We start from the raw sequence: 12,798 nt of genomic DNA, 5'->3' as shown, positions 1-12,798 counted from the left end.
AACGTAAGGTCTGAAGGGTAAATGGCGCTTGATAAGGTGTCACGCCTCGCAACAAGGTTTTGCGAGGCGCTTTCAGAGATTAATACTCATCCCGCTCGTCGTCTTCATCCGGCTGTTCCATCACGCTGTAGGCCACCGCACAGAACAACGAGTTGAGGCGCTTCATATCGCCCAGCAGTCCCAGGTGGAGTGAGCTGGTTTCGATACTCTGCACGTTCTGCTGGTGCAGACGCTCAACGTGGGCGTGCGAGTAGCGGCGGTTCAGAATACGGAAACGATGCTTGTTGCGGCGCAGGCGGCGCGCGCTCGGCACATCGCTGGAGAAGAATACCGACATCGCCAGCTTGAGGTTGCTGACCAGCTGTTCGTGCAGCGCTTCCAGCTCCTTCAGGCCTTCACCTGAAAACGCACGACGCGCGGCAAGGGATTTGTCGGCGATCTCGCTGCCCATGCGTTCAACGATATCCGAAGCCTGCTCAAGGTTGAGCGACATCTCGATAATTTCCGCCCAGCGGCGGGACTCCTCTTCCGCCAGCTCGTCCTGCGGCATGCGCGCCAGGTAAAGCTTGATTGCGGTATAGAGCACGTTGATATCGTCAGCTAACCTGCGCAGCTCTTTCTCTTCACGCGGCTCACCGTGCATCACCTTTTGCAGGCCTTCGAGCATGGTTTCCATCGCGTCGCCCATGCGCAGCGTCTCGCGCGCGGCATTCGCCAGCGCCAGCGCCGGGGTGTCCAGCGCGGACGTATCCAGGTGCTTCGGTTTCAGGCGCGCATCCAGCTCCGGTTCGTCCTGAATGAGGCGTTCACAGAAGCGGGCCATCGACCCGGCAAAAGGTACCATCGCCAGGCAGCGCACCAGGTTGTAGAACACGTGGAAATAGATCACCAGCTCCGCCTTCGGCAACGGGAGGTTGTCCATCAGATTCGCCAGCGGGTGGATAAAGGGCAGGATAATCAGGCTGCCCACCAGCTTAAACAGCAGGCTGCCGAGCGCCACGCGTCGGGCTGCGGCGTTGGCCGCGCTGTTATTGAGCATCGCCAGCAGGCCCGAGCCGAGGTTGGCACCGATCACCAGGCACAGCGCGACCGGGAAGGAGATCGCCCCGGCGGCGGTGAGCGTGGCCGTCAGCAGCACGGCGGCCAGGCTGGAGTAGCTGACGATGGCAAACACCGCGCCAATAAGCGCGTCGAGCATGATGTCCCCGGTCAGGGAAGCGAAGATGACCTGAACGCCGTTGGCCTCGGTAATAGGGGTGACCGCCTGCACAATCAGCTCCAGCGCCAGCAGAATCAGCCCCAGGCCAATGCCCACACGTCCAAGCTGGCCGGCGCGCGTCTGTTTGCGGCCGAGGAAGAAGATAACGCCGATAAAAATCAGCAGCGGGGACAGCCAGGAGAGATCGAACGTCAGGATACGCGCCATCAGCGCGGTACCTACATCCGCACCCAGCACAATGACCAGCGCCGGGGCCAGCGCCACCAGATCCTGCGCCACAAAGGAGGTGACAAGCAGGGTCGTGGCGTTACTGCTCTGAACCAGTGCCGTTACGCCAATGCCCGCGCAGAAGGCGAGCGGCTTCTTCTCAACGCTGCTGCTGAGGACGGTACGTAAACGGGCGCCAAAAACGCGCATCACGCCGGTACGGACGATATGGGTGCCCCATACGAGCAGTGCGACTGCAGAGAGCAGATGTAACAGGGTCAGCACGGAAGGTTTTCCTCCTTATCGTTATTCGTTTTCCATAGGTTCAGTATAAGGGTTTAAGCGTAAGAAAGAGACAAGGCACCCTTGAGGTGCCCTGTTTGTTGTAAGGAAAAGTGATTTTAGTCGGCGTCGTAGCCGAGATTAGGGGCCAGCCAGCGCTCCACTTCTGATACGCTCATCCCTTTGCGCAAGGCGTAATCTTCGATCTGATCCCGCTGCAGCTGCGCCACGGCGAAGTACTTGCTGTCCGGATGGCTGAAGTACCAGCCTGAGACTGACGCGCCCGGCCACATGGCGAACGACTCGGTGAGCCTCATACCTGTATGCGCTTCTACGTCCAGCAGTTTCCAGATTGTGCCTTTCTCGGTGTGTTCCGGGCAGGCCGGGTATCCCGGTGCCGGGCGAATGCCCTGGTAGTTTTCGCGGATCAGATCCTCATTGCTGAGGTTTTCATTCGCCGCGTAGCCCCAGTGCACCTTACGCACGCGCTCGTGGAGGTACTCGGCAAAGGCTTCCGCCAGGCGGTCGGCAATCGCTTTCACCATGATTTTATTGTAATCATCGTGCTGCGCTTCGAACGCGTCCGCCAGCGCATCTTCTTCCAGACCGCCGGTTACCGCAAAGGCGCCGATATAGTCGGCTTTACCACTTAACTTCGGCGCGACGAAATCGGCCAGGCAGTAGTTGGCAAAGCCCACTTTCTCGGTTTGCTGGCGCAGATGGCGGCTGACTGCCAATACGTGGGTGCGGGTTTCATCGCGATAAATTTCAATGTCGTCACCCACGCGGTTCGCCGGGAACAGCCCCACCACGCCGCGCGGGTTGAGGGTTTTCTCTGCGCTCAGCGTGTCGAGCATGTCGTTGGCATCTTTGAACAGACGCTTCGCCTCCTCGCCTACCACCTCATCCTCCAGGATGCGCGGATATTTACCCGCCAGCGACCAGGTCATAAAGAACGGCGTCCAGTCGATGTAGTTGCGCAGCGTCTCGATGCTGGCGCTGACCTCCTGAACGCCCAGACGATGCGCGACCGGCGGCGTATAGCTCGACCAGTCAAAGGCCAGATCGTTGTCGCGCGCCGCCTGGAGTGAAACAGGCGGGGTGCGCGGCTTCTTACGGCCGTGCTGGATGCGGACGGTTTCGTACTCTTTGCGGGTGCGCTCAACAAACTCGTCGCGCTGGGTGTCAGAGAGCAGCGCGGAGACCACGCCCACGGTGCGCGAGGCGTTCTGCACGTACACCGTCGGCCCGCTGTAGTTCTGCTCGATTTTCACCGCCGTGTGCGCTTTCGAGGTGGTCGCGCCGCCAATCAGCAGCGGAATGGTGAAGCCCTGACGCTCCATCTCCTTCGCCACGTTGACCATTTCGTCGAGCGACGGGGTGATCAGCCCGGAGAGGCCAATCAGGTCAGCGTTCACTTCGCGCGCGGTCTTGAGGATTTTATCCGCCGGGACCATCACGCCGAGGTCGATAATTTCGTAGTTATTGCACTGCAGCACCACGCCGACGATATTCTTACCGATGTCGTGCACGTCGCCCTTCACGGTGGCAATGACCATCTTGCCGTTGCTGGAACCTTTCTCTTTGCTGGCTTCGATGTAGGGCTCAAGATACGCCACTGCCTGCTTCATCACGCGGGCGGATTTCACCACCTGCGGCAGGAACATCTTGCCTTCGCCAAACAGATCGCCGACCACGTTCATGCCGTCCATCAGCGGGCCTTCAATCACCTCAATCGGGCGGGCTGCCTGCTGGCGCGCCTCTTCGGTATCGAGCTCGATAAATTCGGTAATGCCTTTAACCAGCGAGTATTCCAGACGCTTTTTCACGTCCCAGGAACGCCACTCGGCCTGCTGAACGTTTGCCGCCTCATCCGATTTGCTGCCGCGGTATTTCTCCGCCAGGTCCAGCATGCGCTCGGTGGCGTCGTCGCGGCGGTTAAGGATCACGTCCTCGACGGCATCGCGCAGCTCGGCAGGAAGGTCGTCGTAAATCGCCAGCTGTCCGGCGTTAACGATCCCCATGTCCATGCCGTTGCGGATGGCGTAGTAGAGGAACACGGCGTGGATCGCTTCACGCACCGGGTCGTTACCGCGGAATGAGAATGACACGTTCGATACGCCGCCGGAGATCAGCGCATGCGGCAGCTCGCGCTTGATGTCCTCGCACGCGCCGATAAAGTCCTGGGCATAGTTATTATGCTCTTCGATGCCGGTCGCCACGGCGAAGATGTTCGGGTCAAAGATGATGTCTTCCGGCGGGAAGCCCACCTCTTCGGTCAAAATCTTGTACGCACGGCGGCAAATCTCGATTTTGCGCTCGCGGGTATCCGCCTGGCCCACTTCGTCAAAGGCCATGACCACCACGGCGGCACCGTAGCGGCGGACCATTTTCGCGTGGTGGATAAAGATATCAACGCCCTCTTTCATCGAGATAGAGTTGACGATGCCTTTACCCTGAATGCACTTCAGCCCTTTCTCGATGACTTCCCATTTGGAGGAGTCAATCATGATCGGCACGCGGGCGATGTCCGGCTCACCGGCGATCAGGTTGAGGAAACGCACCATCGCCGCTTCGGCGTCGAGCATCCCCTCATCCATGTTGATATCGATAATCTGCGCGCCGCTTTCCACCTGCTGGCGGGCAACGTCCAGCGCTTCGCTGTACTTCTCTTCTTTGATCAGGCGCTTGAACTTTGCAGAACCGGTGACGTTAGTACGCTCACCCACGTTTACAAACAGGCTTTCGTCGCCGATGGTCAACGGCTCGAGTCCGGAAAGGCGACAGGCAACCGGAAGCTCGGGCAGCTTGCGCGGCGGCAGTCCGGCGACGGCGTTGCTCATGGCCGCGATGTGCTCCGGCGTGGTGCCGCAGCAGCCACCGACAATGTTCAGGAAGCCAGACTCGGCCCACTCGCGGATTTGCGCCGCCATGGTGTCGGCATCGAGATCGTATTCACCGAACGCGTTCGGCAGACCGGCGTTCGGGTGTGCGGTGACGTAGCATTCCGCAATGCGCGATAGCTCCTGCACGTACTGACGCAGTTCATCCGGCCCCAGCGCGCAGTTAAGGCCAAAGGAGAGCGCTTCGGCGTGGCGCAGGGAGTTATAAAACGCTTCGGTTGTCTGGCCAGACAGGGTGCGGCCGGAGGCGTCGGTGATGGTGCCGGAAATCATGATCGGCAGGTCAACGCCCAGCGCCTCAAACTCCTCTTTCACCGCGTAAATTGCGGCTTTGGCGTTGAGGGTATCGAATACGGTTTCAATCAGGATCAGGTCGGAGCCGCCTTCCACCAGCGCTCTGGTCGATTCGCGGTAGGCGGCAACCAGCTGGTCAAAGGTGATGTTACGAAACGTCGGGTCGTTGACGTCCGGTGAAATCGACGCGGTGCGGTTCGTCGGGCCAAGCACCCCGGCAACGTAGCGAGGCTTGTCCGGCGTGCGGGCCGTCCACTCGTCGGCACAGGCGCGCGCCAGCTTCGCGGCTTCCAGGTTGATTTCCGCCGACAGGGATTCCATCTGGTAATCCGCCATGGCGATGGTTGTCGAGTTGAAGGTGTTGGTTTCAACGATATCCGCCCCCGCTTCGAAGTAGGCGTTGTGGATATCCTTAATCACGGACGGCTTGCTGAGCACCAGCAGGTCGTTGTTCCCTTTCAGGTCGCATGGCCAGTCGGCAAAGCGCTCGCCGCGGAAATCGTCTTCACTCAGACGATAGCCCTGGATCATGGTGCCCATGCCGCCGTCCAGCACCAGAATTCGTTCATTTAACTGCGCACGCAGTTGCTCTACTTTGCTGCTCACACTTGCTCCCGACAACGCTCAACAAGGCCAAAAGGCTGGGTTCCATACTGGCACAATCTCGCAGGGTGGAAAAGCCACTCAGGGGTAACATGAGACATGTTCACCATCACTCCTCCGATCAGTCAGGATAACGGTTGCAAATTCACCAAATAAAACGAAAATGATTTCCACGATACAGAAAAAGGAGATCGCCATGGTCGCGACCGTTCCCGCCAAACGCGGCAGAAAGCCTGCTGCCACCACCGCCGCACAACAGGGCGGACAGGTTCAATCGCTCACGCGCGGTCTGAAGCTGCTGGAGTGGATAGCCGAGTCGCACAGCAGCGTGGCCCTGACGGAGCTGGCCCAGCAGGCTGGCCTGCCGAACTCCACAACGCACCGCCTGCTGACCACCATGCAGCAACTGGGCTTTGTGCGTCAGGTGGGCGAGCTGGGGCACTGGGCGGTGGGCGCGCACGCGTTTATCGTCGGCAGCAGCTTCCTGCAGAGCCGCAACCTGCTTGCGATTGTGCATCCGATTCTGCGCAAGCTGATGGAGGAGTCCGGCGAGACGGTAAACCTGGCGGTACTGGACCAGAGCGACCATCAGGCGATTATCATCGACCAGGTGCAGTGCACGCAGCTGATGCGCATGTCCGCACCGATTGGCGGCAAGCTGCCGATGCATGCGTCCGGGGCGGGGAAAGCATTTCTCTCGCAGCTGAGCGAGGAGCAGGTGACGGGGCTGCTGCACCGTAAAGGGCTGCACGCCTACACCCACGCCACCCTGGTGTCGCCCGTGCATCTGAAAGAAGATCTGGCCCTGACCCGCAAGCGCGGCTATTCGTTTGATGATGAAGAACATGCCCTGGGCCTGCGCTGCCTCGCGGCCTGCATTTTCGACGAACACCGCGAGCCGTTTGCCGCCATCTCCATCTCCGGACCGATTTCGCGGATGACCGACGACCGCGTGACCGAGCTCGGTGCGCTGGTGATTAAGGCGGCGAAAGAGGTGACGCTGGCGTACGGTGGGATTCGTTAAAATTGAGTGCGGCCTGATGCCCTCACCCCGGCCCTCTCCCACAGGGAGAGGGAGAAAAGCGGATGCAAAACCGCTGCTTGCGGCGGTATGCATACACATCTTCCACGTGCCCATTTTTGATCCGCGTTTGCAGTCCGCGCCAGTAGCTGGCGCGAAACAGATCGGCATGCATCTCTTCGAATAGCGGCCCGATACGCGGGTCGGCACACAGCCAGTGGCGAAACTCTTCGGGAAACACATCGCCCGGCGAGACGCTGTACCACGGCTCACCGGAAAGCTCATCTTCCGGGTAGCGGGGCGGTGGGATATCGCGGAAATTCACTTCGGTCATGTAGCAAATTTCGTCGTAATCGTAGAACACCACCCGCCCGTGACGGGTGACGCCGAAGTTTTTAAACAGCATGTCCCCCGGGAAAATATTGGCGGCGGCGAGCTGGCGAATCGCGTTGCCGTATTCTTCAATCGCATCTCTTAAAGCCTGACCGTCAGACTGCTCCAGCCAGATATTCAGCGGCACCATGCGGCGCTCAATGTAGAGATGACTAATCACGATTTTGTCACCCAGATCGGTGATTTTCGCAGGCGCTTCCTGCATCAATAGCGCCATGAGCGCCGGGTCGATCTGCTGTTTATCCAGCACAAAGTTTTCGAATTCCTGGGTATCCGCCATGCGCCCGACGCGATCGTGCTCTTTGACCAGCTGATAGCAGGCGCGAACGTGCGCGGCGGTCATCTCTTTCTGCGGGGCGAATCTGTCCTTAATCACCTTAAAGACCCGGTCGAAGCCCGGCAGCGTAAAGACCAGCATCACCATACCGCGAATGCCTGGCGCTTCGATAAACTGCTCATCAGCGGTGGTGACATAACGCAGGTATTCCCGGTAGCTTTCCGTCTTGGCGTGCTTCTGGCAGCCAATCGCCATATATAGCTCGGCGGTGGTTTTGCCCGGCAGGATCTCGCGCAGCCACTCCACCAGCGCGGCAGGCAGCGGGGCGTACACCATGAAATAAGAGCGGGCGAAGCCAAACACGATGCTGGCCTCGGCGCCGGTGGTCAGGCAGGTATCGACAAACAGTTCCCCTTCGTCGGTACGGTGAATGGGCAGCAGAAACGGCACAATGGCGGTCGGCGTAACCAGTTTGCCCACCAGCCAGGCGGCTTTATTGCGGTAGAAAAGCTCGTTGGCCACCTGTAAATGGCTGTGGCTGAGCACCTCCGCGCCGAAGGTTTCGTTGAGATGGGTGTGAATATAGCCGATATCCCGGGTTTTATTCTCCCAGGGCAGGCGCAGCGGCAAATCCGTTAGCACGCGGTGCAGGAGCTTTTCCCATCCGCGATCGGGAAAGAAATCTTTCGCCAGCGGGCGCGGAATGGTTCGAAAGCGCCGTTCGGGCTGGGAGCTGAAGATAAATAACCGCTCAGGAGATAATGAGCGGTGGTCAAATAACCGGCAATAGACGGAGTTGAAAAAGCTCTCCGCAATCTCGAAGCGAGGGTAGTCGGGTAACAAATGGGTGTAATGCTCTTTGACGCGCAGTAAAAATTCCGCGTCGGGACTTTTACCGTCGGTAATACAGCGCAGCTGCTCCACCACCAGACCCACGTGGTGATCATAGAGATGGATACGCTGCTTCATGGCCTGCTGAACCGCATGCCAGTCTGCATGTTCAAAGCGCTGCTGCGCGCCGGATGTCACTTCAAGAAAACGACCATACTGGGCATCAAAACCCTGCAAAATAGTTTGGGCAATCAGTAATTCCAGGCCACGCGACATATATTCCCCTTACCCAACCCTCTCCCCAGAGGGGAGAGGGGGAAAAGATTAGAACTGTGCTTCTTCCGTTGAACCCGTTAAGGCGGTGACGGAGGAGGTGCCGCCCTGAATAATCGTGGTCACATTATCAAAGTAGCCAGTTCCCACCTCCTGCTGGTGAGACACGAAGGTGTAGCCGTCTTTACCCGCGGCAAACTCCGGCTGCTGCACCTTCTCAACGTAGTGCTTCATGCCCTCACCCTGCGCGTAGGCGTGCGCCAGGTCGAACATGTTAAACCACATGCTGTGGATGCCTGCCAGAGTAATGAACTGGTATTTGTAGCCCATGTCGGACAGCTGCTGCTGGAAGCTGGCGATAGTTTTGTCATCCAGCTTTTTCTGCCAGTTGAAGGACGGCGAGCAGTTGTAGGCCAGCAGCTTGCCCGGGTATTTCGCGTGGATGGCGTCGGCAAAGCGTTTTGCCAGCGCCAGATCCGGCGTGGAGGTTTCACACCAGACCAGGTCCGCGTACGGCGCGTACGCCAGGCCGCGGCTGATCGCCTGCTCAATGCCGGCATGGGTGCGGTAGAAGCCTTCGCTGGTACGCTCGCCGGTGATGAATTCGCTGTCGTACGGGTCGCAGTCAGAGGTGATCAGGTCAGCCGCGTCGGCATCGGTACGGGCAATGACCAGCGTCGGCACGCCGAGCACGTCAGCAGCCAGACGCGCGGCAACCAGCTTCTGAACCGCTTCCTGTGTGGGAACCAGCACCTTACCGCCCATATGTCCGCACTTCTTCACTGACGCCAGCTGGTCTTCGAAGTGAACGGCCGCTGCACCGGCCTCAATCATCGATTTCATCAGCTCGAAGGCATTCAGCACGCCGCCGAAGCCCGCTTCCGCATCTGCAACGATCGGCAGGAAATAGTCAATAAAGCGCGGATCGTTAGGTTCAATGCCCGCCGCCCACTGGATCTGATCCGCTCGACGGAAGGTATTGTTGATCCGATCCACCACCGACGGCACGGAGTTAGCCGGATAGAGCGACTGATCCGGGTACATGCTGGAGGCCAGGTTGGCGTCCGCCGCGACCTGCCAGCCGGAGAGGTAAATCGCCTCAATACCGGCCTTCGCCTGCTGCAGCGCCTGACCGCCGGTCAGCGCACCGAGGCTGTTGATGTAGCCTTTTTTAGAGCCACCGTGCAGCAGCTTCCACATTTTCGCCGCGCCATTTTGCGCCAGCGTGCATTCCGGATTGACCGAGCCGCGTAATTTCACCACTTCCTCCGCGCTGTAAGGACGGCGGATGCCTTCCCAGCGAGGTTGTGTCCACTCTTTCTTTAACTCTTCGATTTGTTGGGTACGGGTTTTCATGTGCAGATGCTCCATATTGTTATGTGGTGAGTTACGCCAGGAAGCGGTAGCCCGGCAGGGTCAGGAAGTCGATTAAGTCATCTGATGTGGTGATTTGCTCCATCAGGCGCGCAGCGTCGTCAAAACGCCCGCTGCTGAAGCGGTGTTCGCCCAGCTCGTCCTGGATCACCCGCATCTCTTCGGCCAGCATCTGGCGGAACAGAGATTTGGTCACCGGCTTGCCGTTGCTGAGCGTTTTTTGATGGTGGATCCACTGCCAGATGGAAGTACGTGAGATCTCCGCCGTCGCGGCATCTTCCATCAGGCCGTAGATCGGCACGCAGCCATTGCCGGAGATCCACGCTTCGATGTATTGCACGGCGACGCGAATATTGGCCCGCATGCCCTCTTCCGTCCGCTCGCCCGCACACGGAGCCAGCAGCTGTTCTTCAGCCGTTGGGGCATCGTCTTCACGGGTGACAAACAGCTGGTTTTTATTGTCGCCAAGCACGCGGTTGAAGACGTCCATCGCCGTATCGGCCAGACCCGGATGCGCGATCCAAGTGCCATCGTGACCGTTACGGGCTTCAAGCTCTTTGTCGGCTTTCACCTTGTTGAGCACCTGATTGTTGCGCTCAGCGTCTTTGCTCGGGATAAATGCCGCCATGCCGCCCATCGCAAAGGCACCGCGCTTGTGGCAGGTTTTGATCAGCAGACGCGAGTAGGCGCTCAGGAACGGTTTATCCATGGTCACGACCTGGCGATCCGGCAGCACGCGATCGGGATAGTTTTTCAGGGTTTTGATGTAGCTGAAAATATAGTCCCAGCGTCCGCAGTTCAGGCCGACAATGTGGTCTCTCAGGGCGTGCAGAATTTCATTCATCTGGAACACGGCGGGCAGCGTTTCAATCAGCAGCGTGGCCTTGATGGTGCCCCGCGGCAGGTTGAAACGATCTTCCGCATAGCTGAACACCTCGCTCCACCAGGCCGCTTCCTGCCAGGCCTGCGTTTTTGGCAGATAGAAATAGGGGCCGCTGCCTTTTGCCAGCAGGTTCTTGTAGTTGTGGAAGAAATAGAGTGCGAAATCAAACAGGCTGCCCGGAATGGCTTCCCCACGCCAGGTGACATGTTTTTCAGGCAGGTGCAGCCCGCGTACGCGGCAGATCAGCACCGCCGGGTTCGGTTTGAGCTGGTAAATTTTGCCGGCTTCGTTGGTATAGCTGATGGTGCCGTTCACGGCGTCGCGCAGGTTGATCTGCCCGTCGATAACTTTGTTCCAGTCAGGCGCCAGTGAGTCTTCAAAATCGGCCATAAAGACTTTAACGTTGGCGTTCATGGCGTTGATCACCATTTTGCGCTCTACCGGACCGGTGATCTCAACGCGACGATCCTGTAAATCTTCAGGGATGCCGCGGATTTTCCACTCGCCACGACGAATGGAAGCGGTTTCCGAAATAAATCCAGGCAACTTGCCATCGTCAATTTCCTGCTGCTGATGAATACGTGCCGCCAGCAGCTTATTACGCTGCGGCGTAAAGCGAGTCACCAGTTCAGTCAGAAATTCTACCGCTTCCGCCGTCAAAACTTGCTGTTCTTGCTCGCCATACGGCTGGGTAAAGGCCAGTTCATCGACCGTCGTTGCCTGTTGAGTCATTACTCTGCTCCTCATCAAAGATCCAAAATCACGCTCCCGATGCGAACGAAAGATCGTTGGGTAGTTTTCGCTCAGCAGAATTAAGACTATCTCTATTTTTTCCAAAATCAAAAACAATTTCCATTTTAATTGTTAATTGCAATTAATTAATTGATTTTATTGAGATTAAAGTTTGGTTGAATGATGAGGGGTATTTCGGAAATAAAAAAGGCACCCGAAGGTGCCTGATTTGAATAGCTGAAACGCTTTAGGATCGTTTAGTGCAGACGATTACTCCAGCGTTGGATTCATGTGACGCAGATCGTATGGCGTTATCTGATAGACGTAATAGTTGAGCCAGTTAGTGAAAAGCAAATTCCCGTGGCTACGCCAGGTTGCTCTCGGTTTGTTTTGCGGATCGTCTTTCGGGAAATAATTGTACGGGACATCCGGATTGAGACCCGCTTCGACATCACGGAAATACTCTGACGCAAGGGTATGCGGATCGTACTCAGGATGCCCGGTCACAAAGGCAATGCGCTTATCTTTGCTGGCAAACAGGTAAGCGTCCCCATCTTCCGTTTCTGCCAGGATCTCCAGATCGGTGTAATCACGAATCAGCTGGGCCGGGAAGTCAGCGTAGCGAGAATGCGGGGCCAGGAAAGAATCATCAAACCCGCGCGTCAGCAACGCATGTGGATGGAGAATATGGTGTTCGTATACGCCGGAGAGCTTTTCAGTGCGGGTTTGCTTGGGGATGCCATAGAGAATATTCAGTGCGGCTTGTACCGCCCAACAGACAAACAATGTGGACGTGACGTGATCTTTTGCCCACTCCAGGACCTGTTTGATCTGCGGCCAGTAGGCGACATCGTTAAATTCAACCAGACCCAGCGGGGCGCCGGTCACAATCAGTCCGTCGAAGTTTTCACCCTGAATGTCATCGAAGTTGCAGTAGAAGTTGTTCAGATGCTCAGAAGGCGTGTTACGTGACTCACGGGCGTCGATTCGCAGCAGCTGAATATCGACCTGCAGCGGGGAGTTCGATAGAAGACGCAGGAACTGGTTTTCTGTTTCGATCTTTTTCGGCATCAGATTGAGAATAAGCACCTTCAGCGGGCGAATTTCCTGACCTGTCGCACGTGAAGTCGTCATCACAAAGACATTTTCTTCACGCAAGAAATTGACGGCTGGTAGCTCGTCCTGCACCCGAATCGGCATAGCTTTGTATCCTCACAGCATACGTATAAACGTTTAGACATCCAGATAGCTAACGATACCCAGAAATGGTTTGAATGTCGAGTCTGCAAGCAGAAGGTGAGAAAGTTTCAAGGAGGAGGAAAGACAAAAGCAAAAAACCCCGCACCTTTCGGTACGGGGTTCTTCTTAATTGATGCCTGGCAGTTCCCTACTCTCACATGGGGAGACCCCACACTACCATCGGCGCTACGGCGTTTCACTTCTGAGTTCGGCATGGGGTCAGGTGGGACCACCGCGCTAAAGCCGCCAGGCAAATTCTGTTTAATC

7 protein-coding genes and 1 rRNA gene are annotated in these 12,798 nt (G+C 57.5%); 1 reads left to right on the top strand and 7 read right to left on the bottom strand.

Annotation, left to right across the window (positions count from 1 at the left end):
• Positions 1–79: 79 nt before the first annotated feature.
• Both AC4IC4_RS01130 and metH read right to left on the bottom strand, forming a co-directional pair.
• Positions 80–1,711, bottom strand: a complete 1,632-nt coding sequence (locus tag AC4IC4_RS01130) for a Na/Pi cotransporter family protein (RefSeq protein ID WP_048990567.1) — start codon at positions 1,709–1,711, stop codon at positions 80–82.
• 116 nt (positions 1,712–1,827) lie between these two features.
• Positions 1,828–5,511 (bottom strand): methionine synthase, encoded by a 3,684-nt coding sequence (metH, locus tag AC4IC4_RS01125; RefSeq protein ID WP_491472013.1) that lies wholly within the window; start codon positions 5,509–5,511, stop codon positions 1,828–1,830.
• 193 nt (positions 5,512–5,704) lie between these two features.
• On the opposite strand from metH, the gene iclR reads away from it, so the two are divergent.
• On the top strand, positions 5,705–6,532 hold the full coding sequence (iclR, locus tag AC4IC4_RS01120; RefSeq protein ID WP_075201537.1) for a glyoxylate bypass operon transcriptional repressor IclR: 828 nt from the start codon (positions 5,705–5,707) through the stop codon (positions 6,530–6,532).
• A gap of 22 nt (positions 6,533–6,554) precedes the next feature.
• On the opposite strand, the gene aceK is transcribed toward iclR, so the two are convergent.
• The 5 genes from aceK to rrf form a co-directional block, all read right to left on the bottom strand.
• Positions 6,555–8,306 (bottom strand): bifunctional isocitrate dehydrogenase kinase/phosphatase, encoded by a 1,752-nt coding sequence (aceK, locus tag AC4IC4_RS01115; RefSeq protein ID WP_491472012.1) that lies wholly within the window; start codon positions 8,304–8,306, stop codon positions 6,555–6,557.
• A gap of 48 nt (positions 8,307–8,354) precedes the next feature.
• A complete protein-coding gene (gene aceA, locus AC4IC4_RS01110) occupies positions 8,355–9,659 on the bottom strand; it encodes an isocitrate lyase (RefSeq protein ID WP_023334117.1) in 1,305 nt (434 codons plus the stop codon).
• 31 nt (positions 9,660–9,690) lie between these two features.
• Positions 9,691–11,292, bottom strand: coding sequence for a malate synthase A (aceB, locus tag AC4IC4_RS01105; RefSeq protein WP_473701794.1), 1,602 nt, complete (start codon positions 11,290–11,292; stop codon positions 9,691–9,693).
• Between the two features lie 270 nt (positions 11,293–11,562).
• Positions 11,563–12,492, bottom strand: a complete 930-nt coding sequence (metA, locus tag AC4IC4_RS01100) for a homoserine O-acetyltransferase MetA (RefSeq protein WP_008503405.1) — start codon at positions 12,490–12,492, stop codon at positions 11,563–11,565.
• 174 nt (positions 12,493–12,666) lie between these two features.
• Positions 12,667–12,782 (bottom strand): 5S ribosomal RNA (gene rrf / locus AC4IC4_RS01095).
• Positions 12,783–12,798: the final 16 nt, after the last annotated feature.

This window comes from Enterobacter sp. Taxon_2, assembly GCF_058355295.1.
Note: the sequence above shows the minus strand (reverse complement) of the source record. Positions and strands in the feature narration are given on the sequence as shown.